The organism is Microbacterium sp. DT81.1, from assembly GCF_049844955.1.
GTDB lineage: Bacteria > Actinomycetota > Actinomycetes > Actinomycetales > Microbacteriaceae > Microbacterium.
Genome location: NZ_JBNCMA010000006.1, coordinates 223,309 through 247,408, shown reverse-complemented (window position 1 = coordinate 247,408; position 24,100 = coordinate 223,309). Strand labels below are relative to the sequence as shown.

Annotated in this window: 22 protein-coding genes and 1 pseudogene; 13 read left to right on the top strand and 10 right to left on the bottom strand. The window is 69.0% G+C overall.

What is annotated here, in order from left to right; all coding sequences use genetic code 11:
- Nucleotides 1-6: 6 nt before the first annotated feature.
- Together ACLQ2Q_RS16980 and ACLQ2Q_RS16975 are read left to right on the top strand one after the other, a co-directional pair.
- On the top strand, nt 7-1,224 hold the full coding sequence (locus ACLQ2Q_RS16980) for an MFS transporter (RefSeq protein WP_425822023.1): 1,218 nt from the start codon (nt 7-9) through the stop codon (nt 1,222-1,224).
- A gap of 53 nt (nt 1,225-1,277) precedes the next feature.
- The gene (locus ACLQ2Q_RS16975; protein ID WP_425822021.1) at nt 1,278-1,691 is read left to right on the top strand and encodes a TIGR02611 family protein; all 414 of its coding nucleotides are present in this window, start codon (nt 1,278-1,280) and stop codon (nt 1,689-1,691) included.
- Nucleotides 1,692-1,742: 51 nt separating this feature from the next.
- Here ACLQ2Q_RS16975 and ACLQ2Q_RS16970 read toward each other — a convergent pair whose 3' ends face one another.
- Complete coding sequence (locus tag ACLQ2Q_RS16970; RefSeq protein WP_425822019.1) at nt 1,743-1,919, bottom strand: DUF3073 domain-containing protein; 177 nt, start codon at nt 1,917-1,919, stop codon at nt 1,743-1,745.
- 172 nt (nt 1,920-2,091) lie between these two features.
- On the opposite strand from ACLQ2Q_RS16970, the gene ACLQ2Q_RS16965 reads away from it, so the two are divergent.
- Nucleotides 2,092-2,667, top strand: coding sequence for a universal stress protein (locus ACLQ2Q_RS16965; protein ID WP_425822017.1), 576 nt, complete (start codon nt 2,092-2,094; stop codon nt 2,665-2,667).
- Here ACLQ2Q_RS16965 and ACLQ2Q_RS16960 read toward each other — a convergent pair.
- Entirely contained in the window at nt 2,651-3,298 is a 648-nt protein-coding gene (locus tag ACLQ2Q_RS16960; protein ID WP_425822015.1) for a PadR family transcriptional regulator, read from the bottom strand. The genes ACLQ2Q_RS16965 and ACLQ2Q_RS16960 overlap by 17 nt on opposite strands.
- The gene (locus ACLQ2Q_RS16955) at nt 3,295-4,218 is read right to left on the bottom strand and encodes a DUF4097 family beta strand repeat-containing protein (RefSeq protein ID WP_425822013.1); all 924 of its coding nucleotides are present in this window, start codon (nt 4,216-4,218) and stop codon (nt 3,295-3,297) included. The genes ACLQ2Q_RS16960 and ACLQ2Q_RS16955 overlap by 4 nt, the downstream gene beginning before the upstream one ends.
- A gap of 188 nt (nt 4,219-4,406) precedes the next feature.
- On the opposite strand from ACLQ2Q_RS16955, the gene ACLQ2Q_RS16950 reads away from it, so the two are divergent.
- Nucleotides 4,407-5,162 carry a MerR family transcriptional regulator gene (locus ACLQ2Q_RS16950; protein ID WP_425822011.1) on the top strand — a complete coding sequence of 252 codons (756 nt, stop codon included), beginning with the start codon at nt 4,407-4,409 and terminating at the stop codon, nt 5,160-5,162.
- Between the two features lie 119 nt (nt 5,163-5,281).
- Here ACLQ2Q_RS16950 and ACLQ2Q_RS16945 read toward each other — a convergent pair whose 3' ends face one another.
- Complete coding sequence (locus ACLQ2Q_RS16945; RefSeq protein ID WP_425822009.1) at nt 5,282-5,509, bottom strand: hypothetical protein; 228 nt, start codon at nt 5,507-5,509, stop codon at nt 5,282-5,284.
- 192 nt (nt 5,510-5,701) lie between these two features.
- On the opposite strand from ACLQ2Q_RS16945, the gene ACLQ2Q_RS16940 reads away from it, so the two are divergent.
- The 3 genes from ACLQ2Q_RS16940 to ACLQ2Q_RS16930 are packed head-to-tail and all read left to right on the top strand — an operon-like array spanning nt 5,702 to nt 7,864.
- Complete coding sequence (locus ACLQ2Q_RS16940) at nt 5,702-6,589, top strand: SDR family oxidoreductase (RefSeq protein ID WP_425822007.1); 888 nt, start codon at nt 5,702-5,704, stop codon at nt 6,587-6,589.
- Nucleotides 6,590-6,633: 44 nt separating this feature from the next.
- The gene (locus ACLQ2Q_RS16935) at nt 6,634-6,903 is read left to right on the top strand and encodes a DUF7218 family protein (protein ID WP_425822005.1); all 270 of its coding nucleotides are present in this window, start codon (nt 6,634-6,636) and stop codon (nt 6,901-6,903) included.
- Nucleotide 6,904: 1 nt separating this feature from the next.
- Nucleotides 6,905-7,864 carry a DNA topoisomerase IB gene (locus ACLQ2Q_RS16930; protein WP_425822003.1) on the top strand — a complete coding sequence of 320 codons (960 nt, stop codon included), beginning with the start codon at nt 6,905-6,907 and terminating at the stop codon, nt 7,862-7,864.
- A gap of 21 nt (nt 7,865-7,885) precedes the next feature.
- Here ACLQ2Q_RS16930 and ACLQ2Q_RS16925 read toward each other — a convergent pair whose 3' ends face one another.
- Nucleotides 7,886-9,469: an MFS transporter gene (locus ACLQ2Q_RS16925; protein WP_425822001.1), complete on the bottom strand. Its 1,584-nt coding sequence runs from the start codon at nt 9,467-9,469 to the stop codon at nt 7,886-7,888.
- Between the two features lie 154 nt (nt 9,470-9,623).
- Here ACLQ2Q_RS16925 and ACLQ2Q_RS16920 point away from each other — a divergent pair, with 154 nt between their 5' ends.
- The 3 genes from ACLQ2Q_RS16920 (at nt 9,624) to ACLQ2Q_RS16910 (ending at nt 13,745) form a co-directional block, all read left to right on the top strand.
- Nucleotides 9,624-10,040 (top strand): fluoride efflux transporter FluC, encoded by a 417-nt coding sequence (locus ACLQ2Q_RS16920; RefSeq protein WP_425821999.1) that lies wholly within the window; start codon nt 9,624-9,626, stop codon nt 10,038-10,040.
- Nucleotides 10,037-10,426: a fluoride efflux transporter FluC gene (locus ACLQ2Q_RS16915; RefSeq protein WP_425821997.1), complete on the top strand. Its 390-nt coding sequence runs from the start codon at nt 10,037-10,039 to the stop codon at nt 10,424-10,426. Before ACLQ2Q_RS16920 ends, ACLQ2Q_RS16915 begins: the two co-directional genes overlap by 4 nt.
- 127 nt (nt 10,427-10,553) lie before the next feature.
- A complete protein-coding gene (locus ACLQ2Q_RS16910; RefSeq protein ID WP_425821994.1) occupies nt 10,554-13,745 on the top strand; it encodes an efflux RND transporter permease subunit in 3,192 nt (1,063 codons plus the stop codon).
- Nucleotides 13,746-13,839: 94 nt separating this feature from the next.
- Here ACLQ2Q_RS16910 and ACLQ2Q_RS16905 read toward each other — a convergent pair.
- The 3 genes and pseudogenes from ACLQ2Q_RS16905 to ACLQ2Q_RS16895 form a co-directional block, all read right to left on the bottom strand.
- Nucleotides 13,840-14,463: pseudogene (locus tag ACLQ2Q_RS16905) on the bottom strand (hypothetical protein); the annotation flags it as partial.
- A gap of 163 nt (nt 14,464-14,626) precedes the next feature.
- On the bottom strand, nt 14,627-15,721 hold the full coding sequence (locus ACLQ2Q_RS16900) for a DUF998 domain-containing protein (RefSeq protein ID WP_425821992.1): 1,095 nt from the start codon (nt 15,719-15,721) through the stop codon (nt 14,627-14,629).
- 43 nt (nt 15,722-15,764) lie between these two features.
- A complete protein-coding gene (locus ACLQ2Q_RS16895) occupies nt 15,765-16,565 on the bottom strand; it encodes an antibiotic biosynthesis monooxygenase (protein ID WP_425821990.1) in 801 nt (266 codons plus the stop codon).
- Nucleotides 16,566-17,020: 455 nt separating this feature from the next.
- Here ACLQ2Q_RS16895 and ACLQ2Q_RS16890 point away from each other — a divergent pair, with 455 nt between their 5' ends.
- Nucleotides 17,021-19,180, top strand: coding sequence for a DEAD/DEAH box helicase (locus ACLQ2Q_RS16890; protein ID WP_425821988.1), 2,160 nt, complete (start codon nt 17,021-17,023; stop codon nt 19,178-19,180).
- A 75-nt stretch (nt 19,181-19,255) separates the two neighbouring features.
- On the opposite strand, the gene ACLQ2Q_RS16885 is transcribed toward ACLQ2Q_RS16890, so the two are convergent.
- Nucleotides 19,256-20,530 carry a glycosyltransferase gene (locus ACLQ2Q_RS16885; RefSeq protein WP_425821986.1) on the bottom strand — a complete coding sequence of 425 codons (1,275 nt, stop codon included), beginning with the start codon at nt 20,528-20,530 and terminating at the stop codon, nt 19,256-19,258.
- A gap of 67 nt (nt 20,531-20,597) precedes the next feature.
- Nucleotides 20,598-21,674 (bottom strand): Rv2578c family radical SAM protein, encoded by a 1,077-nt coding sequence (locus ACLQ2Q_RS16880; protein ID WP_425821984.1) that lies wholly within the window; start codon nt 21,672-21,674, stop codon nt 20,598-20,600.
- A 94-nt stretch (nt 21,675-21,768) separates the two neighbouring features.
- Here ACLQ2Q_RS16880 and ACLQ2Q_RS16875 point away from each other — a divergent pair, with 94 nt between their 5' ends.
- Nucleotides 21,769-22,719 carry a M15 family metallopeptidase gene (locus ACLQ2Q_RS16875; RefSeq protein WP_425821982.1) on the top strand — a complete coding sequence of 317 codons (951 nt, stop codon included), beginning with the start codon at nt 21,769-21,771 and terminating at the stop codon, nt 22,717-22,719.
- Between the two features lie 156 nt (nt 22,720-22,875).
- Nucleotides 22,876-24,039, top strand: a complete 1,164-nt coding sequence (locus ACLQ2Q_RS16870; RefSeq protein ID WP_425821980.1) for an acyl-CoA dehydrogenase family protein — start codon at nt 22,876-22,878, stop codon at nt 24,037-24,039.
- The last annotated feature ends 61 nt before the right edge of the window (nt 24,040-24,100 follow it).

Sequence of the window (24,100 nt, the reverse complement as noted above, 5' to 3'; positions counted from 1 at the left end):
GCCGCGGTGACGGTTCCCGATACGCGGCGCCCGCTCTGGCGCGGCCGCGCCCTGGCGCTCACCGGCATCCTGCTCGTCGCGCTCAACCTGCGGAGCGCGGTCGCCTCGCTGTCGCCTCTCGTCGAGCGCATCCAGGTCGACATCCCCATCTCCCCGGTGGCGCTCGGCCTGCTCGGCAGCGCGCCTCCGGTGTGCTTCGCGATCTTCGGCGTGCTGACGCCGCTGCTGGCGCGACGGGTCGGGCTCGAGCGGCTGCTCGTGATCGCGATCATCGTGCTCTCGCTCTCTCTGTGCCTGCGGGGAACGGCGACGACGGCCGGTCTGCTGCTCACTGCCACGGTCGCGATCTTCGCCGGCGTGGCCGTGGGCAATGTGGTGCTTCCTCCGCTGGTGAAGAAGTACTTCCCGGATCGCATCGGGCTCGTCACCACGATGTACATGACCGCGATGGCCTTCAGCACCTTCATCCCCCCGCTGGTGGCGGTGCCCGTGGCCGACGCCGTGGGCTGGCGCTGGGCCCTCGCCCAGTGGGGCGTCGTGGCGGCCGTGGCCGTCGTGCCATGGGTGGCCCTGCTGCTGCGGGCGCGTGCCGGCCGCGCGGACGAGGTTCACACCGCAGCGGCCGGGCCGGCGGTGCGGCGACTGTGGGCCTCGCCGATGGCGTGGGCGATCGCCGTGCTCTTCACCACGTCGAGCATCACGGCGTACACGATGTTCGCCTGGGCCCCGACGATGCTGGTGCAGGTGGCGGGCGTGCCGGCGCGCGAGGCGGGGGCGCGGCTGTCGCTGTTCGCGATCGTCGGGCTTCCGCTGTCGCTCTTCGTGCCGCTGCTGACCGCCCGCCTCGGCATCGTCAAGACGATCGTCGGCGTCGCCACGGGAGGCCTCGCCGCCGGCTACCTCGGACTCATCTTCGTGCCGGATGCCGCCCCATGGCTCTGGATCCTGCTCATCGCCCTGAGCCAGGCTCTGTTCCCGCTGGCGCTGGTGCTCGTCAATCTGCGCACGCGCTCGCACGAGGCATCCGTCGCCCTCAGCGGTTTCGTGCAGAGCGTGGGGTATGCCATCGCCGCCGCGTTCCCGATCGGCATCGGTGCGGTGGTGCAGGCGACAGGCGGCTGGACGGCGCCCCTGTGGATGCTGCTGTGCACGGCACCGATCGCCGCGCTGGCCGGCCTGGTCGCCGCCCGTCCGCGCGCGATCGAGCAGGACCTGCGCCGGTGAACCATTCGGCGGACTCCCAGTCCAATCGCGATATATCGTGTTAGCGTGTCGCCATGACGAACGACGACCGGATCGCCTTGCTCGAGCGCACCATCCGCGAGGAGATCGTGCAGGGGGAGCGCCGCGACCAGCCGATCCGGCGTGGCCTGCGCTCCCTGCGGGTCTGGATGTCGAGGCACCCGTTCCTCGAGAAGACCTATCGCGTCGCGGTCGGCGTGCTGGGAGGGGGCCTTTCCATCATCGGCCTGCTGCTCGTTCCGCTGCCGGGCCCGGGGTGGCTCGTCGTGTTCCTCGGCCTCGCGATCCTCGGCACGGAGTTCCACTGGGCCAAGCGGGTCGCCGCGTGGCTGAAGCGCACACTCGACCGGTTCTGGACCTGGTTCACGGCGCGCAGGGCCCAGCGTCGGGCGCAGGCCGAGTGGGAGCGCGCCGCGAACGCGCACGCCCGTCAGGCGGAGACGCCGTAAGCGCGACGAGACGACCCCTCCAGGAGGGGCGTCGTCGGAGCGATCGAGGCGCTACGCCTTCTCGTCCTCGTACTCTCCGGAGTAGTCGTCGGCCCACTTGTCGACGTACAGGTCCTCACCCTCCGGGTGCAGCTCCTTCTCGAGCGCCGAGTAGTTCACGCTCGGGCTGTACGACTTGAGCTCACGCGCGATCTTGGTGTGCTTCGCCTTCTGACGGCCACGCCCCATGCGAGACCCCCCTCACGAGTTGAGCTGCGGGCATTTGGCGAGCCCGACGCATTCACGAAACCGGCTCGGGGCCGGAAAGAGTAGCATTCAGAATAGCACGCGGGGTATGCGGCTCAGCGCTCTGCGCGCCCGTGCGGAGTGGTTTCGCGCGCCGCGAAAGGGGTCTTCTGGCATGTCGAACGTTTCTCCGGGATCGCCGTCGAATGACGAGGCACAGCCCACCCCGACGGCCGGTGAAGAGGTCGATGACGCCGCGCTGCGGGGCGCCGTCATCGCCGGCGTCGTCCCCGGACAGTCCCTCCGGGTGCTGAAGGAGGGGGCGCGCTACGCGCGGCTGCACGGGACCTACCTCATCGTCACGTATGTCGACGTGACGCGCTTCGTCACGTACGAGGATCCCGACGGGTATGTGCACTCGGCGCCCATCGACATGAACATCGACCCCGGCGTGGGCGACTTCACGGCCGTCACGAAGATGGCGACCGAGACACTGACCGGCACCGACGTGCGGTGGACGGCTCGGCAGCTCGTCGGCGACCCCGCTCTGGCCATCAAGCAGCTCGCCGACCGGGTGGAGGCGCGCCTGATCGTGGTGGGCACGCGCAAGCGCGGCATCGGGGAATCGATCCGCGAGTTCTTCACCGGGTCGGTGGCCGCTCGGCTGGCCCACCGGCAGCGCCACAACATCCTCGTGGTGCCACTCGGTGAGCCGGTGCCGGACGATCAGGAGCTCATCTGGGAGGAGTAGTCCCCGTCTGAGCGCCCTGCAGGCTGCCGCGGAGCGCGGCGGCGGCCGACTCCAGAGCGGTGGCCAGGGTGTCGACGAGGGATGCCTCGAGCGATCCGCCGCGTGCAATGTGCGAGCGAAGGTCGCTGCGCACACCGGCGCGGAACTCGTTGATGGCAGCATCCGCCCGGTGCAGCTGCTCGCGGCTGAACACCCGCGGGTCATCCTGTGACGTACCCGTCGGAGCCGAGTAGGGAGCCTCTGCTCGCTCCTCCCTGCTGGCGGCGGCCAGGTCCGCTCGCAGACTCTTCATCGCCTCACGCACGCTGCCGCGCACCTCGTCGGCGATCAGTCGCACAGAGTCGGCGAGGCCGGCTTCGATGCCCTCGAGGTCGCCGGCCCGGGACGCGACCTCGGCGCGCCCCGCATCCGTGATCTCATAGACCGTCTTGCGTCCATCGACCGTCTTGGTCACCAGGCCCTCCTCCTCGAGCTTGGCGAGGCGGGGGTAGATCGTGCCGGCACTGGCGGTATAGGTGCCGCCGGTGCGATCGGACAGCGCCTGCATGATGTCATAGCCGTGGCGCGGGCCCTCATCGAGCAGGCTGAGCAGGTAGAGGCGCAGGTCGCCGTGTGAGAAGACCGGGGTCATGACTGCGATTCCCTTCCGAGATCCTGGCCGAAGCCGTCGCCGAAGCCGGTGCCGATTCTGCCGCTCTGGTCGCCGCTCAGGGCATCCTGTGCCGTATCGGTCGACGAGGTCAGGGCGGCGCGGCGAAGCACGGTCAGGTCGCCGGAGACGGCGTTGGCCCGCACATCGACGAACGACCCGCTCAGCTCGCCGACGGAACCCTGGTAGTTGGTGGGCCGACCGCTCGAGCGGACGACGCCATCGACCTGCACCCGACCGCTCACCGTGCGCACGGCGAAGTTCGCCGGGTGTCCGTCATCCAGACGGATCGTGCCGTTGCCGCTCACCGAGTTGATGCTGATGGCGCTGATCCCGCCTACGGAGTCGACGACGATGTTCCCCGAGACGGTGTCGACGGTCGCCTTGCGCACGGTGCCCGTCACGGCGACGTCGCCGGAGACGCTGTTGGCGCTCAGCGCGCCCTCCAGCTGCCGCACCTGCACGTCGCCGGACACGGCGTTGACGGTGAGGTCGCCCTTGAGTCCGTCGACGATGATGTCGCCGGAGACGGTGTTCAGGCGGGCGTCCTGCTCGAGGCCGGCGACGAGGGCGCTCGCGCTGACCACGCCGAGGGTGAGGGCGACGCTGCGCGGGACAGCCACGCTGATCTCGGCCTTGGGACCGCTGCTGCCGAAGTTGCGGAACACCTCGAGGAAGTTGTCCCAGCGCAGCTGCGGGTGGTCGATCTCGACGACGTCGCCGGTGACCTCGATGCGAAGGTCCTTGATCGTGACGCCGTGCACCTCGATGCGCGCGCCGGGTTCGTCGTGCGCGATGACGTCGATCTGGCCGCCGATGAGGCCGACCTTGAGCTTGCGGACGGCCTCGATGTCGATGACGCGCGTCTCGCCCGGGTGGATGATCCACTTCTCGAGTGACATTGTTGCTCCTGATTTGTTGGGATCGCGATATATCGCGTTGAAGCAGACTAACACGATATATCGCGAGTTGCGAGGCTGGATGCTGGGAGTGCGCCCAACGGCGTTTGACATTGACGCAGCGTCAACCCATAGCGTGTTGATCGGTGCGCTGACCAAGAGCCGAGGCACTCACGCAGAAGGGAACAGTCATGGAGTGGTCGATCCAGCAGATCGCCAAGCTCGCCGGAACGACCAGTCGCACGTTGCGCCACTACGGCGATATCGGCTTGCTGCCGGCGTCGTCGGTCGGGCCGAACGGCTACCGGCACTACGACGAAGCGGCGCTCGTGCGGCTGCAGCGGATCCTGCTGCTGCGGGAGCTCGGGCTCGGCCTGCCGCAGATCGGGGAGGTGCTCGATCGCGAGTACACCCAGGAAGACGCCCTGACCGGCCACCTCGCGTGGCTGCGTCAGGAACAGGACCGGCTGACGCGCCAGATCGCGTCGGTCGAATCGACCATCCACGCATTGAGAGGGGGTGAACAACTGATGGCAGAGAACGTGTTCGACGGCTTCGATCACACGCAGTACAAGGACGAAGTCGAACAGCGATGGGGCGCGCAGGCCTACGCCGACAGCGACCGATGGTGGCGAGGCATGACCGCCGAAGAGAAGGCGGGCTGGAAGCAGCGCGCCGCCGACCTGGGCACCGACTGGATCGCCGCCGCCGCAAGCGGCATCGCGCCCGAGAGCGCCGAGGCCCAGGCGCTGGCCGGGCGTCACGTCGAATGGCTGACCGGCATCCCCGGAACCCCTGCGACCGACCCGGACAACGTCAAGGCGTATGTGATCGGGCTCGGGGAGATGTATGTCGCCGACCCGCGCTTCGGCGCCAACTACGGCGGCGAAGAGGGAGCGACGTTCGTGCGCGACGCGCTCCGCGTCTACGCGGAGGCGAACCTCTAGGGCGAACCCTCGAGGGAAAGAGAACGACGGATGCCGCGGGCCCCCCGGACCGTGGCATCCGTCGGCATCCCCGTGAAGGAGAGACCCGCGCTCAGGCGGCGCCTCTCAGGGGGATCTGCCTATACCCGGTTGCGCCCGCTGAGGGCTCGAACGAGGAATAGGACGACTGCGATCGCCGCCAGGATCAACCCGATCCACAGCAGGAATTGAAGGGACTGGACGAAGCCTCCGGTGATGAGGAGGACGACCGCGACGACGATGATGACAAGGGCGAGGATGTTCATGAAGGGGTTCTCCTTCTGCAATGCTGTCTCGCTCGGGCGTCGCGAGGCGGTGCCGGTGGGCACAACCCCAACGCTAGGCGCGTCGAAGTGGATCGCTCAGGGGGTTGACGACACCCCGGCGCGGTGATAGCTCTCTCGCCTGCGAGGGCACCAGGGCCTTGTCAAGCCCCCTGACCGCGCCTGTGGCGTCTCATAGCGTCAGAGGACCGCAGCGAGCGGCGAAGGCCTTCGCCAAGCATCCATGAAGGAGAAAGCGTGTCCCACGACGCCCTCACCGACCCGACGACCAAGTACCCCCAGCCCCAGCCCCCCGCCCAGGACCAGGGCCAGCCGGGCACCACGGGTGACACCATGCCCACGCCCGACCACGGCGAGCAGACGTACCGCGGCTCGTCTCGGCTGAGCGGGCGCCGCGCACTGATCACGGGCGGCGACTCCGGGATCGGCAGGGCCGTCGCCATCGCCTTCGCCCGCGAGGGGGCGGATGTCGCGATCAGCTACCTCCCGGAGGAGCAGGAGGATGCCGAGGATACGGCCAAGCGGATCGCCGAGGCCGGTGTCAAGGCGCTGAATCTGCCGGGCGACCTCCGCGAGGAGGCCTACTGCGCGGAGATCGTCGAGAAGACCGTGCAGGAGTTCGGCGGACTCGACCTGCTCGTCCTGAACGCGGCCTATCAGCGGGATCGCAAGGGCATCGAGAACCTCGAGACGGAGGAGTTCGACCGGGTCTTCCGGACGAACCTGTACGCGCAGATCTTCACGGCGCGAGCGGCGGTTCCCCACCTCGCTCCCGGCGCCTCCATCATCGTCACGTCTTCGATCCAGGCCTCGGACCCATCGAATTCCCTGATCGACTACGCGATGACCAAGGCCGCGCAGGTCGCGTTCGTCAAGGCGCTGGCCGAGGAACTGGGACCCCGCGGCATCCGCGTCAATGCCGTTGCGCCCGGTCCGATCTGGACGCCGCTCATCCCCGCGACGGGGTGGGAGGACGAGAAGCTCGCGTCGTTCGGATCCGACACGCCGCTCGGCCGCCCCGGCCAGCCGGCCGAGCTGGCGGGCGCCTACGTATACCTTGCGAGTGAGGCGGCTTCGTACGTATCGGGCGCCGTGCTGCCGGTTACGGGCGGCAAGGGTCTCTGACCAGCCGCCGACCCGGCGGATCCCGCAGCGGAAGGAAGGGCGCGATGCCCCAAGGACGAGGATCGAACAGCGTGAAGGACAGGGAGCTCTATGCGGAGCTTCGCGACGAGGGCGCCTCGAAGGAGAAGGCCGCGCGCATCGCGAACGCCGCTTCGCGGGACGGTCGCTCGGCGGTCGGCAACCGCGGCGGCAGGTCGGACGACTATGACGACTGGACGGTGGACCGGCTGCGCAAGCGCGCGAAGGAGCTCGGCATCTCGGGCTACTCCGGCAAGCGCAAGGGCGAACTGATCTCCATGCTGCGCAGCCACTGACGTGGCGAAGCTCGTCAGGGTCACGCCGTTCGAGGATCCAGGGTTCCGCCGGGTGCGCTCCGGCGCCGGCTTCCGGTACATCACCGCGAAAGGCAAGCCGGTCAAGAGGCAGGATGTCGCGCGCGCCCGTGCGCTGGTCATCCCGCCTGCGTGGGAGCAGGTCTGGATCTCCGAGCGTCCCGATGGTCACATCCAGGCGATCGGCACCGACCAGAAGGGCCGCAAGCAGTACATCTACCATCCGGACTGGGCGGCGCGGCGCGATAAGGGCAAGTACGCGCGGGTGCTGCTGCTCGCTGACGCCCTGCCCCGCGCCCGAGCCCGGGTGACGGCCGACTTGAGAAGCGAGGGCCTCACACGCAGCCGCGTGCTGGCCGCGGCCTTCCGGCTGCTCGACCAGGCGGCTCCTCGTGTCGGGTCTCCCCGCTACCTGCAGGCGAACGGCAGCCGGGGCCTCACCACGCTCCGCCGAGGCGACGCCACCGTCGAGGACTCGGTGGTGACCCTCACCTTTCCGGCGAAGAGCGGCAAGCGCGCGCTGCTCACCGTCGATGATGCGGACCTGGCGGCGGCGATCGCAGAACTGGCTGTCGGCAAGCCCCGTGCGCCCCTGCTGTCGTACCGCCGCGGACGGCGCCGCGTCCCTGTGAGCACCGGCGAGGTGAACGACCACGTGCGTGCCCTCACGGGCGGCCTCTTCACCGCGAAGGACTTCCGCACCCTGCGCGGCACTGTATTGGCGGCCGAGGCGCTCGCGAAGATCGGTCCGGTGTCGAGCGGGCGAGAGCGGGCGGAGGCGGAGCGACTGGCCGTGCAGGCGACCGCCGACGCGCTCGGCAACACGGTGGCGGTCGCGCGGCGCAGCTACATCCACCCGGGGGTCTTCGCGAAGTACGAGCGGGGCGAGACGATGGACCTGAAGGGGTCGCCGGAGGCCGCGCTCAGGCGTCTGCTCTCCTGACGTGCGCGCGAACCCCGCGCGTCACTCGAGCAGACTGGCGGCGCCCGATCCGGCGGATTTCGGGTCGGGCAGCCGGCGCATCCGGAGCGCATTGATGGCTCCGAGCATCGCCACGACGATGGGGATCAAGAGGGCGATCTGAAGGGCGAGCGGGCGCGCCTCGGTGTTGATCCGGATGATCTCCGCCTGGATGTCCTCCGGCTGATCGACGAGGAGTTCGGCCAGCGCCGCGTTGCTCATGAACTCGGCATCCTCCTCCAGCACCGTCGCGACCTGCTGCTTCTCGTCGTCGGGAAGGACCGTGCTGGATGCCGCCATCGTGGTGAAGATCAGCGCGAGGGATGCCAGCATGATGGCACCGGCGAAGGCGAGACCGAACGACAGTCCGAACGATCCGGCCGCCGAGTTGACCCCGGCCGCCTCGCTTACCCGCTCGTCCGTGATCGGCGAGAGGGTGTAGTTGTTCAGCTGGGATACCAGGAGCCCCAGACCGCTGCCGGCGATCAGCAGCGGACCCAGCAGCAGCCATCCCGATTCCGCGCGCGGAACGATGGGGATCAGGATGAGCAGCCCGGCCATCAGAAGCAGGAAGCCCCACAGGATGAGTGTGGCCGGCCGAGGGCCGGCCTTCATTTTTCCGACGAACATCGCGACGGCGAACATGCTGAGCGACAGCGGCGCGATGGACAGGCCCGCCTGCAGCGCGTTGTAGCCGAGCACCATCTGCAGGTAGATCGGCAGCACGATCATCGTGCCGCCGAGGGCGATCTGCTGGAACATCTGCTGTGTCACCCCGAGGCGGAAGGGCTTGGAGCGGAAGAGGTCCGGGTCGAGCAGCGTCGCCTTCTCGCGGCGCTTGCGGCGCAGCAGCCAGAAGGCGAGGCTGACCAGGCCGATCAGGCCGACCGAGATGATGAGCAGGACGGGACCCTCCCCCTCCTGCCAGACGAGGATCCCGATGACTACGCCGCCCATTCCGACGACGGAGAGGATGGAGCCCACGGCGTCGATCTCACGGCTGCCGGTGTAGGGCACATCGTGCACGAGCTTGATGCCCAGCAGCACGATGCCGATCACCACCGCCTCCAGCAGGAAGGCGATCCTCCAGGAGAGGAACGTGGTGATGAATCCACCGATCAAGGGCCCCACCGCGGCGGCGATGGCGGCCGAGCCGCCCACCAGCGCGTAGACACGCTTCTGGTTCGCGCCCTCGAAGTTGCCGTGGATGAGGGACTGCATGGAGGGAAGAAGCAGTGAAGCGCCCAGCCCCCCGATCACCGCCCAGAAGATGATGATGGGCACGATGGACTGCGTCAGCGTCATCGCGATGGCACCGACCGCATAGCAGAGCAGGCCGATGACATAGGCGCGCTTGCGACCGATCAGATCGCCGACCTTGCTGCCGATCAGGATGAATGCGGCCGAGACCAGGGCCTCGAGTGCGATCGCCGACTGGATGTCGCTGACACTTGCGCCGATGTCGTGCACAACGGCGGAGATCGACACGTTCATGATCGATGTGTCGACGACGAGCACGAACATCGCCATCGCCAGCAGCAGAGCAAGCCTGCCGTTGAACGTCTCGGTCGGTGTCTGCGCCGTCATGGGTGCGCCCTCTCTCGGCCGACGGTGTTCCGCGGCGACCCCTCCCATCTTCGTGAGCGCGCCGCCGGCATGCATCACCCCGTCCGGGTGATGTGCAACGGGCGGACGGCTTCCCGTCGGGCGGCCGCTTGGACCGCCGCGCTACCGTGGAGAGATGAACCGGGCGACTCCGCTCCGCTGGCGCCATGTGGGACTGGTAGCGGTCGGTGGCGCTGTCGGAACCGCGGCACGCGAGGGTGCCATCCTCTTGTGGCCCGCGGCCGATGGGGTCCCCTATGCGGTGTTCTCTGTCAATGCGCTCGGCGCGCTGCTGCTCGGAGTGCTCTACGCCGTGCTGGCTCGGAGGCCGGACAGTGACGACCTCCGCGCCGTGCGGGCTGTGCTCGGGGCCGGCGTGCTGGGTGGATTCACGACGTACAGTGCGCTCGCCGGCGACACCGCCGTGCTGTGGCAGAGCCAGCCGGTGCTCGCAGCGGTCTACGCCGGCGGGAGCGTCGTCGCCGGGATCGCGGCGGCCGCCGTCGGGCTGCGCCTGGGAGCACGCGGCGCGGCCAGGCGGGCCGGCTCTTGAGCCCCCTGCTCTTCATCGGCGTCGCGGTCGCCGGCGGGTTCGGCGCCGCGCTCCGCTTCCTGCTCGATCGGGCGGTTCTCGCCCGCACGAGCGGCTCCTACCCGTGGGGAATCACCACCGTGAACCTCACGGGCTCATTCCTTCTCGGCGCGCTCACCGGGGCGACGCAGTCTCTGACCGTCTCCCCGCCGTGGGTCGCGATTCTCGGCGTCGGGCTGCTCGGGGGGTACACGACATTCAGCGCCGTCGCCGTCGAGGCGGCTCTCGCCCTCGAGCGCCGGGACTATCGCGGCGCGGCGCTTCGCGGCGGCGCGCAACTGGTCGTCGCCGTCATCCTGGCAGCGCTCGGCCTGGCCGTCGGCGCGGTTCTCACCACGGCGTTCTGACGGAGGCCGGCGGCATCCGCACAGCTTGGGCCATGCCAGCCGTGGAATACTGAGAACGACTGGATACAGCACCGTATCGACGGTGCGCCTCGCTGCCGTCGCCTCACATCTTCATCGAGAGTCCCCCGTGTCGAAACTTGCCGTTCTGAGCCTGAGGAACAGGGCGCTCATCGCCCTCATCACGATCGCCGCGGCGGTGTTCGGGGGGCTGGCGCTCACCAGCCTCAAGCAGGAGCTCATTCCCTCCATCGAATTCCCACAGCTCGCGATCGTGTCGGCGTACCCCGGCGCTTCGCCGGAGGTCGTCAACAACGACGTGTCCACGCCGATCGAGTCGGCCATCCAAGGCGTGCCTGGGCTGGAGTCGACCACCGCGACCAGCACGACCAACGCCTCGATCATCCAGGTGTCCTTCACCTACGGCACGGACCTCGCGACCGCCGAGCAGAAGCTCAACCAGGCCATCAACCGCATCTCCGGCGAGCTTCCCGAGAGTGTGGATCCGCAAGTGTTCTCGGCCTCCATCGACGACTTCCCGGTCATCCAGCTCGCCGTCACCGGCTACGACGACCAGCAGACGATCCAGGCGCAGCTCGAGCGCTCCGTCATCCCCGAGCTCGAGGACGTCGAGGGGGTCAACGCCGCCGCGATCGTCGGCGGCATCGGGCAGCGCGTCACGATCACCCCCGACCAGGCGGCGCTCGCCGCCGCGGGCTTCACGCAGCAGGCGATCCGCGACGCGCTCGACCAGAACGGCGTGCTGTTCCCCGGCGGCGAGATCACCGAGGACGGCAGCACGCTCACCGTGCAGACGGGCGAGAAGATCGAGTCGGTCGAGGCCATCGCGGCGCTGCCGCTCGTGCCGTCCGATGCGGAGCAGGCCGAATCGGGACTCGTCACCATCGCCGACGTCGCGGCGGTCGCTGAGGAAGCCGACCCGATCACCACCATCTCTCGGGTGAACGGCGAGCCGGCGGTCACCGTAGCGGTCACCAAGCTGCCATCGGCCAACACCGTCGAGGTCTCCACCGGGGTGCTGGCCGTGCTGCCGGAGCTCGAGGACTCTCTCGACGGCGCGGCGTTCACGATCGTCTTCGATCAGGCGCCCTACATCCAGGAGTCGATCAACGCCCTGGCGGTCGAGGGCATGCTCGGCCTGGTCTTCGCCGTGCTGGTCATCCTGATCTTCCTCATGTCGGTGCGCGCGACGCTCGTCACGGCGATCTCGATCCCGACCAGCGTGCTGATCACCTTCATCGGCATCCAGGCCTTCGGCTACTCGCTCAACATCCTCACCCTCGGCGCGCTCACGATCGCCATCGGACGCGTCGTCGATGACTCGATCGTCGTCATCGAGAACATCAAGCGGCACTACGTCGGCGAGGCCGACAAGCTGCAGTCGATCCTGCTCTCGGTCAAAGAGGTGGCCACCGCCGTTTCGGCCTCCACGGTCACGACCGTCGCCGTCTTCCTGCCCATCGCGTTCGTGGGCGACGTGACCGGCGAGCTGTTCCGACCCTTCGCCCTGACCGTCACGATCGCCATGGTGGCATCCCTGTTCGTCTCGCTCACGATCGTTCCGGTGCTCGCGTACTGGTTCCTCCGCCCCGGGAAGCCGGTTCTGGATGCCGCCGGCGCGGCGATCGATCCGCAGGATCCGGCAGCCCCGCCCTCGCGCCTGCAGAGGTCGTACCTGCCGATCCTCCGCTGGACGCTCAGGCACTCCGTGGTGACTCTCGTGCTCGCCGGCCTCGTCCTCGTGGCGACGTTCGCCCTCGCGCCGCTCATGAAGACGAACTTCCTCGGCGACTCGGGGCAGAACACCTTCACCATGACTCAGAACCTTGACCCCGGGGCGAGCCTGGAGGCCGAGGAGGCCGCCGCGACCGAGGTGGAGGCGGTGCTTCAGGACGTCGAGGGCATCCAGACCGTGCAGCTCTCCATCGGATCCAGCGGCTCGGCGCTGCGCGACGCCTTCACCGGCGGCGGCAGCGGGATCACCTATTCCATCTCCACCTCCGAAGACGCCGACCAGGTCGCACTGCGCGCAGAGGTGCAGGAGGCGGTCTCCGAACTGGAGGACGCCGGGACCTTCACGGTCGCCGGCGGCGGCGGCTTCGCCGGCTCATCGGATGTCGAGATCAACGTGTCGGCGACGGACCGGGAAAGCCTCGAAGTCGCCACGCAGGACGTCGTGGACTCGCTCGACGGGGGGGACGGTGTGGGCCAGGTGTCCAGCAACCTGAGCGACGCCCTGCCGTACATCGCGGTCACCGTCGACAGCGACGCCGCTTCGCAGCTCGGCCTGAGTGAGGTTGCGGTCGGCGCGATCGTCTCCAGTTCGATGCAGCCCCAGTCGATCGGAACCGTCGAGATCGACGAGACGTCCCTCACCGTGTACCTGGCGGCATCTCAGGTTCCCGCGTCGCTCGACGAGCTGCGCCGGCTGCCGATCCCCTCGCCCACGGGACCGATCCCGCTCGAGCAGGTCGCCTCGGTCGAAGAGACCGTGGGTCCGACATCCGTCACCACCCAGCGCGGTCAGCGGGTGTCGACGGTCACCGTCACGCCCTCGACCGACAACCTGACAGCGGCGTCGGCGACGGTGACGGCGGCGCTCGAGTCCGTCGATCTGCCGACCGGAGCGAGCGCCGAGGTGGGGGGTGTGCTGACAGAGCAGCAGGATGCGTTCACGCAGCTCGGGCTGGCGCTGCTCGCCGCCATCCTGATCGTGTACATCGTCATGGTCGCGACGTTCAAGTCGCTTCGTCAGCCGCTGCTGCTGCTGATCTCGGTGCCGTTCGCGGCGACGGGCGCCATCCTGCTGCAGATCATCACCGGAGTGCCGCTCGGCGTGTCGTCGCTGATCGGTGTGCTGCTGCTGATCGGCATCGTCGTCACGAACGCCATCGTGCTCGTGGACCTCGTCAATCAGTACCGCGAGAACGGGCTGCTCGTGCGCGAGGCGGTGGAGGCCGGCTCGGCCCGGCGCCTGCGTCCGATCCTGATGACGGCGCTGGCGACGATCCTGGCGCTCACCCCCATGGCGATCGGGATCACAGGCAGTGGCGGCTTCATCTCTCAGCCGCTCGCGATCGTGGTGATCGGCGGACTGATCTCATCGACCGTGTTGACCCTCGTGGTGCTGCCGACCCTCTACAACCTGGTGGAGGGAGCACGCCAGCGTCGTGATGGGCGGCGCGCCGCCGACGGTCCGGACGCGCAGCCGGCCGCCACGACGGGTGAAGGCGTGAGCGCCCTTCCGTCGGCAGCGCCCGTGCAGCAGACACGACGTGCGCGTCGGTCCAGTTCGGAGTGATCTCCGCGCGCGTCGGAGCCTCGTCCTGCCCTGGCGGTCCGATGGTCGGATCGGGCGCATCGGAGGGCACCCCCAGCTGGCGGGTGAGGACGACGAGCCACGCGAACATGAGGCTGAAGACGATGAACTCGAAAGCGGCCAGATTGATGACGCCGAAGCCGAAGAAGACGCCCCAGAACACAAGCGAGACACCGACCCGTCGCGTGGCGATGGCCACCCGCCGGTGCATGCCGCGCAGCATCCATCGGCTGGAGACGAGCAGGCTCGCGAAGGACAGGACGGCACCGCTGGAGCCGCGCTCGTGAATGAAGAGGTTGACGTTGAGGGGGGCGAAACCGACCAGCGAGAGGTGGATGCCGATCAGTGCCACGAGGGCGGGCACCACATGCGCGGCGCGCCGGCTGGTCAGCAACGGGGAGCCGGCGTGCCGCTGCATCTCGATGCGGAGTCGCACGGCGAACAGCACGAGCATCGCGCTGGCCGCGACGATCGTCGCGTTGAAGGAGTAGCCGGAGAACTCCCGGAAGGTGCCGAGCCGGCTGAAGTGCAAGTGCCACCAGTGCTCGTCGGGGGTGGTGAAGATGGCCAGCAGAGTGCCGGCGACCAGTACGCCGGCGGCGGCGAGGACGGCTTGTGTGGGAGTCGTCAGGCGGACGACGGTCGCGAGCGGGGCGTCTCGGGAGGGGGCAAAGGGCGGCGCTACGGCGATTAGTGCCACAATCAGGAGTCTTTCGTGAGTCGGTTGATCATCGCTCTCGCCCCTGAAGTCCCCAGGCTACGGCCGCCCACCCCCAGATGGAGAGCGCTGATCCGGTCCGTGTTCCCCAACAGCAGCGCGCATCTCTGCCTCGAATGTACCGTCGATTCCTGACAAACGGGAATCAGGCCGGGTCTTCTTGCCCGGTCACGCCCAGGAAACGGATGAAGACGGCGATCCAGCCGAAGATCAACGCGAACACGATGATCTCGAAGGCCGTCAGGCCGAAGTAGCCGACGACGAAGAGGATGACGGACGCCACGGTGGCGCCGAGGAACGCCCACGAGGAGACGAAGTAGGTGCGCGGCATCCCGGCGAGCAGTTTCGGTCCCCCGATCAGCAGCGTCAGGAACATGATCGCCATCCCCGTCGCGGCGAGGTTGTGGATGAGCAGGTTGACATCGACCGGCACGATGCCGACGAACGCGAGCATGATGCCCATTACGACGAAGAGGCTCGACACGATGCGCGACGAGCGCGGATTGGTCAGTCGCCCGGACGCCATGAGCGCATCCATATCCACCGCGATGTAGACGGCGAAGGAGGTGACCAGCAGCCCGCCCGCGATGAGGGTGCCGTTGAACACCCAGCTCGAGAGGTCGTCGAACGTGCCGAGCTGGCTGAAGTGGACAGCCCACCACTCCTTGTCGGGCGTTGTCACCATCGCCGTCAGCGTGCCGAGCACCACGAACGTCATGAGCAGCGTCGACATGCGCTGCGTCGTCATGCGCGACGCGGAGAGGAAGACCAGGTACGCCGTCATCCCGAGCGTCACGGCCATGAGCACGACCGCCCAGAATGTGATGACGGGCAGCCCGATGAAGCCGAGGCTCAGCACGCGGTAGGTCGCGTATGTCGCCAGGAAGGCCAGCGCCGTATGGGCGATGACGACCGAGATGGTGTTGACCGTGTACTTCCAGGCCGGCAGCGACAGGCGCCACTCCTGACCGGGACGCAGCCGTGCGCGCCAGTATCCGACCGCTGAGACTGCGGCGGCCACGACTGCGGCCCCGATCGCGGCAAGCATGCCGAACGACCACACGCCGTCGAAGAGAGGCTCACCGGCGGCGACGAGCGCGACGATCAGGCCGTACACCGCCCCGACCGCGCCGCTGAGGAACGCGATGTAGATGGCGGCCGACTCCACCCGCAGTGTCGGCACGCGCCCCTCGTCGGGGATCAGGGGGGAGGTGTCGCGGCGCGGGCGATCGTCGGTCATGGCGCCAGTGTAGGCGCATGGCGGCGCCCGGCGATCGCGGCGCTCATGGACGCTTCTGCAGCCATGGCCGCAGCCGCCGGGTGACCCACGGGAGCACCACATAGGTCATGACGGGTGTCAGCAGGATCGTCGTGGACAGCACGCGGACGACGAGCGGCAGCTCGGCGAAACCGGGGATGAAGCCGAGCAGCCACAGTGCCAGCAGGTTGGTCGGGAAGAAGCCGAGCCAGATGGTGACGGCCTGCTTCCACCGAGGCGGTGCCGCAGGAATCGGGCGCCGGATGGGCCCGGTCGCCGGCAAGGGGGCGAGTGCGCTCTCCGGTGTCGCCTCTCGCGGCGCGTCCCCCGCGGCTTCGGTCGACGCATCCTCGCCCGTTCCGCCCGGGGCATCCGCATCCGTTCCGGCCGGGGCATCCGCATCCGTTCCGGCCGGGGCATGCTCGCCCGTTCCGGCCGAGGCGTCCTCGTCTGCGCGTTCCGCGTCCTCTGCCCCCGGCATCCGCGTCTCGATGTGCGTCGCGAGCGGTGCGTCGAACCATCCCTCGATCCCGGTGCGGCGCTCGACCCGGCCCTCCTTCGCGAAACCCCTGCCCGACTCGAGCCACCACGTGCGCTCGCCGGAGTCCTCCCACGCCTCGAGGGTCGGGATGTCGCGGAAGCGGTAGAGCATGAACCACAGGTCGCTCTTCTCTCCCGCGCGCACCCAGCCCGACCCGAGGAACCCCTCGAAGGTCGTGGCGAGATCCGTGCCGGCCTGCATCCACGCCGTCGCCTCTGCGGTGCGCGCCGGGTCGATCCGCCGTTCGATCGCCACGGTGATGGGGTGTGCCTCGCTTTCTGCCATTCAGCCATCATCGCGTTCAGCGACCCTTCGGGTACACACTCGCTCACGCGATGTTGCCGCCGGGCGGTGGGACATCTCGCGGACGACGCCGACGGTGCCACCTTCTCGACCGGGATAGCGCGCATCCCGCGGAACCCTGAGCACCATGGTGGCCGAACGCGCAGCGGGTGGGTTGCGGGCAGTCCACTCGCCGGGCGTCCTCACAGGGTCAGCTGCGGGGCATCCGCTAGAATGAAGGGTCGGCTCTGGACACCGCACACGCTGTGCGGATGGGTTTGTGAGTCCAAGGGGCCGATGGTGGGGGCGAATCCGCCCCGGCGACCATCACGTTGAATGGCCCCCGGCCGACGATAGTCCGGGCAACTCCGTGCCGCATGTGCGGCGTCGGCGCAGCAGTGCTGCGCGCGATCAGTGGAGTGCTGTTCTCAGTTGAGACAACCCAGAAGGACACTCCCATGCCCAAGAACAAGAAGCCCGCCGGCGGACGTCCGGCAAAGAACTTCGAGCCGCGCTACGGCGAGAACAAGACCTCGTTCCACGACCGCAACCGGGGTGCCGGTGCACCCGCAGCGACCAAGCCGGGCAGCCGCAGTGCCGGTCACCGCGGCTTCCGCGCCGCCACCGAGGAGTCCTCCGCCTCCGGTGCACCGAAGGCCCGGTGGACCTCGGCGCAGCGCGCTGGTCGCGACGAGTCGCGCTCGATCCGCACGCACGCCCACGGCGACCGCCCCGCGCGCTCCTACGACGAGCGTCCCGCTCGTTCCTACGACAACCGCCCGCCGCGCTCGAACGACGACCGCCCCGCGCGCTCGTACGACGATCGACCGAAGCGCGACTACGGCTCGGACCGTCCGGCTCGCTCGTTCGACAACAACCGTCCGGCGCGTTCGAACGATGACCGTCCGGCTCGTCGCGAGTACAGCAACGACCGTCCGGCCCGTTCGTACGACGACAACCGGCCGGCGCGCTCGAACGATGACCGTCCGGCTCGTCGCCAGTACAGCAGCGAACGTCCCGCTCGCTCCTACGACGACCGCCCGAAGCGCGAGTACACCTCCGATCGGCCCGCACGGTCTTACGACGACAACCGCCCGGCCCGTTCTAACGATGACCGCCCTGCCCGTCGTGAGTACACGAACGACCGCCCGGCCCGCCGTGAATACGGCAACGACCGCCCGGCTCGCCGTGAGTACACCAACGACCGCCCGGCTCGTCGTGAGTACACCAACGACCGCCCGGCCCGTGCGTACGATGACCGCCCCAAGCGGGAATACAGCGACCGTCCCCGTCGCGACGCCCGTCCGGCGACGGCCGGCCGCTCCGACTGGAACGCCACACCTGCTCGCAGCCACGCCCACGAGCAGCACGTCGATGTCGTGCACGAGCGCCTCCAGGGCGAGGCGGTTCAGGCAACGGACGTCGAAGGCGTGAGCTTCGGCGACCTCGGCCTCGGGGACAACATCGTTCGCACGCTGGCGGACCTCGGCGCTGCGGCGCCGTTCGCGATCCAGGCCGCGACGATCCCCGAGATCATCGCCGGTCGCGATGTGCTGGCCCGCGGCCGCACCGGCTCCGGCAAGACCATCGCCTTCGGCGCGCCGCTCGTCGAGAATGTGCTGCGCGGACAGGCAGGCGTGCGCCGTGAGTTCGGCCGCAACCCGAAGGCGCTCATCCTCGCGCCGACGCGTGAGCTGGCGCTGCAGATCGACCGCACCATCCAGCCGATCGCGCGGAGCGTCGGCCTCTTCACCACGCAGATCTACGGTGGCGTGCCGCAGGCCCGCCAGGTCGGGGCGCTGAAGAAGGGCGTCGACATCATCATCGGCACTCCCGGACGCATCGAGGACCTCATCAACCAGGGCAAGCTCGACCTGTCCGACATCAGCGTCGTCGTCATCGACGAGGCAGACCACATGTGCGAGCTCGGCTTCCTCGAGCCTGTGCAGCGGATCCTGCGCGAGACCGCTGAGGGCTCCCAGAAGCTGCTCTTCTCGGCGACGCTCGACCGCGAGGTCTCTGCGCTCGTCGACGAGTTCCTGGTCGAACCCGCCGTGCACGAGGTCGCCGGCGAAGACCAGGCCTCCAGCACCATCGAGCATCGCGTGCTCGTGATCGAGCACCGCGACAAGGCCGAGATCCTGGACCAGCTCGTGGACCGCGAGGGGAAGACCCTCGTGTTCGCCCGCACGCGCGCCTATGCCGAGATGCTTGCGGAGCAGTTCGACGACGCGGGCATCGCCGCGGTCGCCCTGCACGGCGACCTCAACCAGCAGAAGCGCACGCGCAACCTCGAGCGCCTCACCTCGGGCCGCGTCAACGTGCTCGTCGCCACCGATGTCGCCGCCCGCGGCATCCACGTCGATGACATCGATCTGGTCATCCAGGCTGATGCTCCCGACGAGTACAAGACCTACCTGCACCGCTCCGGCCGCACGGGCCGCGCGGGCAAGGCGGGTCGTGTGGTCACGCTGATCACGCGCCAGCGTCGCCGTCGCATGGACGAGATGCTCGATCGCGCCGAGATCGAGGCTCCGTTCACCGACGTGCGCCCCGGTGATGACACGATCAGTGAGCTCGCCGGTCGTTTGATGACGAACGCGGACCTCACGGCGTAGGTCCCGCGCGCGACGATCAGAAGCACCGCGAAAGACCCGGAAACGTGTTGCTCGCGGTGTTTCTGCGTGGGCGGATCAGGGTAGCAGCGTCTCGATCAGTTCGACCGCGCGCGGTGCGCCACCGGCCGCCGCGAGCTCGGCCGCGACGCGCCGCGCCGAGGCTCGGAAGGACGCATCCGTCCTCACTCGGTCGAACGCCGCCGCGATGGCCTTGGGCTTCGGTGTGCCGGTGCGCAGATTGATGCCGGCGCCGGCGCCGGCGACCCGGGCCGCCACCTCCGGTTTGTCGAGGTCGCCGCCCCCGATGACCAGCGGAATGCCGCGTGCGAGCACGGCCAGAACTCCGCCCCAGCCCCCGTTGGAGATCACGGTGTCCACCCGCGGGAGAAGCTCGGCGTAGGGAAGGAAGCCCGCCACACGGGTGTTCGCCGGCACCGGAAAGGGAAGCCTGTCGCGGCCGTGTACTCCGGTCGTGACGACGACCAGCACGTCGTCTCGGTCGGCGAGCGCTTCGGTCGTGGGGCGGATCAGGTCCTCTGGATCGATGTTCTGCGTGCCTTGGGTCACGTGGACGATCACCCGGCCGTGGAGCTCGGCCCACCATGGCGGGAGTTCGGCGAGGGGCTGCACCTTGGCAGCCGATGTCAGCTCGCCGACGTAGTGCACCCATGCCGGACGGTCGGTCCGGTGGTGATCGAGCGCCGGGATGCCGCTGGCGATGATGAGCTGGCGTGAGAAGACGGCCTCGTCGTACGCGGGTGTCGCCTTCGGCAGATCCAACGCCACCCGTGCGCGCTCGGTGGGTGCTCGCAGAGGACGGGAACCCAGCGGAACCGCGGCGCGCAGGAGGGCATCCCGCGCTTTCGTGAGCGGATTGCGTCCCGGCTGCAGCCCAATCCCGGTGGGCGGTCCCTGCGCGCTGCGCAGGTTCAGGGGGAGCACCGCGACGTTCGCCCATGGGCATCCGGTGCGCTCCGCGAAGAGGGCCGGGGCGATCGACGCTTCATCGGAGACCATCACGTCCCACGGCTGACGCGCCCACTCCACATCGAGATCCTCATTCTGCTTCGGGGCGGTGTTGATGAAGAGGTCCTCCATGTTGATGAGCAGCTGGGAGAGGCCCTTCTTTCCGACGAGCCGGGGAAAGGTCGCGGACACATTGTTCTCGTCGAATTCCGGCGCCGCGCGCCAGGGCACCAGGGTCCCGCCCACTGCTTCGATCCGCCCGCGGAACGCCGACCCCGTATAGACGCGCACGTCGTGACCGCGTCTCACCAGCTCGGCCGCGACGGCGCTGAGCGGCGCGACGTGGCCCGTGAACGGCATCACCGAGATCAGGAACCGTGCCATCGGAGCCTCCCGGGACAACCTTGGCACTGGATGCGGCGGCGGTGCACCCCTCGACCCGTCCGCGCCGTCAGAACAGCGTCGCCGGCTCCTGTGTCACAGCGGCGGCGGCCGCGCCCCGACTGGTCGTGATCACTCGAGATCGGGCGGCGAGCCCGGAGACCGGCACCCCCCGCGGCGTCTCCTCCTCGGTGCGCCCGTCGAGCCCGTGCACCCGCAGCAGCGGACGCACCCGTTTCGTCAGCCAGGAGCGGTAGGCCTTGGGAGCCTCGACCGCGGCGCCCGGGTAGAGGCCAAGGTAGGAGGACACCAGGTCCGGGTGCTCGCGACGGAGCCACTGCATGAACCACGGTTTCACTCCCGGGCGCAAGTGCAGCGCGCCGAAGACCACCCGCGTGGCGCCGGCCGCCTTGATGCGCCGGAGCGCGTCGTCGAGAGCGGCTATCGAGTCGGAGAGGTGCGGGAGGATCGGCATGAGGAACACCGTCACCCGGAACCCCGCCTCGGTGGCGGCGCGAACCGTGTCGAGCCGCGCTTGGGTCGACGGTGTTCCCGGCTCGATGGCCTTCTGCAGCTGCTCGTCGAAGACCGCGATCGACATCGCGAGCGTCACGTGCACCTCACGCGCGGCATCCGTGAGCTGAGGAAGGTCGCGGCGCAGCAGCGTGCCCTTGGTGAGGATCGAGAACGGCGTGCCGGAGTCCGTCAACGCGGTGATGATGTCGGGCATCAGCTTGTAGCGCCCCTCGGCGCGCTGGTAGGGGTCCGTGTTCGTCCCGAGCATCACGGGCTGCTTCGTCCAGGAACCGCGGTGCAGTTCCCGCGTCAGCACCTCGGCGACGTTGACCTTCACGATCACCTGCGTGTCGAAGTCCCGCCCGCCGTCGAGGTCGAGGTACTCATGGGTGCCGCGAGCGAAGCAGTAGACACAGGCATGACTGCAGCCTCTGTAAGGGTTGACCGTCCAGTCGAACGGCATCTTCGAGGCGCCGGGCACGTGGTTCAGGGCCGACTTGGCCATCACCTCGTGGAAGGTGACGCCGGCGAACTCGGGCGTGGTGACTGAGCGCACCAGGCCGTCGATGTGCTCGAGCCCCGGCAGGGCGGCGGCATCCGCCACACCCAGCTGCTGCCCCTGCCAACGCATGCTTCATTGGAACATAGATACGAATCTGGGTCAAGCGATGGGGCGCACACAATTCCGAATCGTCGATCAGCCCTGCGCGGGGGAGAATGGGCCAGTGACGGTCCCGGGTTCACAGCACGCTGCGCGAGCGCGCCCGACGGCGCTGCTCTGGGTCGCCGCCGCGCTCGGGGGCGTGCTCATCGGCGGCTCGGCGACCGCCGCGAGCCTCGCCATGACGACGCCGGAGCGCCCCGAGGCGACCCAGGTGGTTCAACCCCCGCCGCCGGCCACGGTGGGCTCGCTGCCGCGCCCGATGGTGTCGGCGGTACCTGCCGCGGAGTCGCTCTGCGCCCTGCCGGCGGTGCAGGCGGCGCTGGCGGCCGGGGATGACGCCGCGGTGATCGCCGCCAGCGGGGGCGCCATGCGCTACCGGTCGGCGATCGCGGGCGGCGCCGCGCCGTGCATCTCGCTCGCCGACCCCGGCCGCATCTGGGTGGTGATCAACAAGCAGCGCCCGTGCGATCCGATCGACTTCCAGCCGTCCGGGATAGCGGTGCCCGCGTCGACGCGCACCCTTGGCGATACCGCGCTGCGCGGGGATGCCGCTGCCGCGCTGGCCGCGATGATCTCCGCCGCGGCGGCTGCGGGCGCCGGTGAGGTCGCCCTCGACAGCGGGTTCCGCTCGTTCGCCACGCAGCGCACGACCTACGCGACGCAGGTGGGTGCGCGCGGCAGGGCCGGCGCCGAGCTCATCAGCGCGCGCCCCGGATTCAGCGAGCACCAGACGGGCCTCGCCGCAGACGTCGTGGCGTGCGCGAACGGGGGCTGCGGATCGATCGAGCAGTTCGCAGCGACTCCGCAGGGCGCCTGGGTCGCCGAGCACGCGTGGGAGCACGGCTGGGTCGTGCGCTACCACGACGGCCAGACGCCCATCACCGGCTACCAGCCCGAGCCGTGGCACCTGCGCTACCTCGGCCCGGACCTCGCCCGGGCCTACCACGACGGCGGGTTCCGCACCCTCGAGGAGTTCTTCGCCCTGCCGGCGGCGCCGGACTACGCCGGTTAGCGGCATCCGACAACGGCGGTACTGAGTTTCACGATCGCGGGATGCGATCCCACAGCGCTCCGCTGGGAGCCGGCCGCTCGCGGGTAGGATCTATGCGGCGACGGCGCCTCGACAGGCCCGTCCGAGATCCCCCAGGGGCACACAGGAGGCACCGGCATGGACCGCGACATCTACGACGAAGACCACGAGGCATTCCGCGACATGGTCAAGGACTTCGTGAAGCGCTACGTCACGAATGAGGCCCGTGAGAGGTGGGATGCCGCCGGCGAGGTCGACCGTGACACCCTGCTCGCAGCGGGGCAGGCCGGCATCCTCGGTCTCGCGGTGCCCGAGGAGTTCGGCGGCGCCGGCATGCTGCAGGACTACCGCTTCCGCGCGATCGTGAACGAAGAGGTCATCCGCGCCGGTGCCGGCTCGCTGGCCGGAGCCCTCGGCATCCAGGATGACCTGGCCATCCCCTACCTGGTCCACATGGGAACGCAGGAGCAGAAGGAGAAATGGCTTCCCGGCATGGCGACCGGTGAGATCATCGGCGCCCTCGCCATGAGCGAACCTGGCGCGGGGAGCGACCTGCGCGGCGCCAAGACCACCGCCAAGAGGGTCGAGGGCGGGTACGTCGTCAACGGCGCGAAGACGTTCATCTCCAGCGGCAAGACCGCGGACGTCATCGTCACCTTCGTCAAGACGGGCGAGGGGAACAAGGCCGACGCCTTCAGCCTCATCCTGATCGAGAACGGGATGGACGGCTTCGACCACGGCAAGAAGCTCCACAAGATGGGCTTTCAGGGACACGACACCGCAGAGCTGTCGTTCAGCGACGTCTTCGTGCCCGAGGAGAACCTCATCGGCGGCGAGGCCGGCCACGGCTTCGTGCAGCTCATGAAGAACCTGCCGCTCGAGCGCCTGTCGATCGGCGTCGCTGCCGCCGCCGCCGCACAGGCCGGATTCGAGTGGACGCTCGCCTACACCAAGGACCGCGAGAGCTTCGGCCAGCGGATCGTCGACTTCCAGAACACCCGGTTCCGCCTCGCCGAGGTCGCCGCCACCGTCGACGCCCTGTGGGCGTACATCGACCGGGCGATGCTGCTCTACAAGGACGGCGATCTGACGCCGGAAGAGGCGGCCAAGGTCAAGTTCTGGACGACCGAGCGCGAGTGGGAGGTGCTCGACACCTGCGTGCAGCTGCACGGGGGCTACGGTTACATCACCGAGTACCCGATCGCCCGCGCGTTCCTCGACGCCCGCGTGCATCGCATCTACGGCGGCACGAACGAGATCATGCGCGAGATCGTCGGCCGCCAGCTCGCCGGCAAGCGCTAGGTCGCTCGAGGCGGGCGGCCGCCTCACGCCGCCGGCTGCACCCCCGGTCGTGCGGCCCGCT

Bases quoted from the DNA above. Each gene is read 5' to 3' on its own strand.
- ACLQ2Q_RS16895 (WP_425821990.1), bottom strand. From the start codon at position 16,565: ATGGCAGAAAGCGAGGCACACCCCATCACCGTGGCGATCGAACGGCGG.
- ACLQ2Q_RS16950 (WP_425822011.1), top strand. From the start codon at position 4,407: ATGGAGTGGTCGATCCAGCAGATCGCCAAGCTCGCCGGAACGACCAGT.
- ACLQ2Q_RS16920 (WP_425821999.1), top strand. From the start codon at position 9,624: ATGAACCGGGCGACTCCGCTCCGCTGGCGCCATGTGGGACTGGTAGCG.
- ACLQ2Q_RS16975 (WP_425822021.1), top strand. From the start codon at position 1,278: ATGACGAACGACGACCGGATCGCCTTGCTCGAGCGCACCATCCGCGAG.
- ACLQ2Q_RS16960 (WP_425822015.1), bottom strand. From the start codon at position 3,298: ATGACCCCGGTCTTCTCACACGGCGACCTGCGCCTCTACCTGCTCAGC.
- ACLQ2Q_RS16890 (WP_425821988.1), top strand. From the start codon at position 17,021: ATGCCCAAGAACAAGAAGCCCGCCGGCGGACGTCCGGCAAAGAACTTC.
- ACLQ2Q_RS16925 (WP_425822001.1), bottom strand. From the start codon at position 9,469: ATGACGGCGCAGACACCGACCGAGACGTTCAACGGCAGGCTTGCTCTG.
- ACLQ2Q_RS16970 (WP_425822019.1), bottom strand. From the start codon at position 1,919: ATGGGGCGTGGCCGTCAGAAGGCGAAGCACACCAAGATCGCGCGTGAG.
- ACLQ2Q_RS16965 (WP_425822017.1), top strand. From the start codon at position 2,092: ATGTCGAACGTTTCTCCGGGATCGCCGTCGAATGACGAGGCACAGCCC.
- ACLQ2Q_RS16880 (WP_425821984.1), bottom strand. From the start codon at position 21,674: ATGCGTTGGCAGGGGCAGCAGCTGGGTGTGGCGGATGCCGCCGCCCTG.
- ACLQ2Q_RS16885 (WP_425821986.1), bottom strand. From the start codon at position 20,530: ATGGCACGGTTCCTGATCTCGGTGATGCCGTTCACGGGCCACGTCGCG.
- ACLQ2Q_RS16870 (WP_425821980.1), top strand. From the start codon at position 22,876: ATGGACCGCGACATCTACGACGAAGACCACGAGGCATTCCGCGACATG.
- ACLQ2Q_RS16900 (WP_425821992.1), bottom strand. From the start codon at position 15,721: ATGACCGACGATCGCCCGCGCCGCGACACCTCCCCCCTGATCCCCGAC.
- ACLQ2Q_RS16935 (WP_425822005.1), top strand. From the start codon at position 6,634: ATGCCCCAAGGACGAGGATCGAACAGCGTGAAGGACAGGGAGCTCTAT.
- ACLQ2Q_RS16955 (WP_425822013.1), bottom strand. From the start codon at position 4,218: ATGTCACTCGAGAAGTGGATCATCCACCCGGGCGAGACGCGCGTCATC.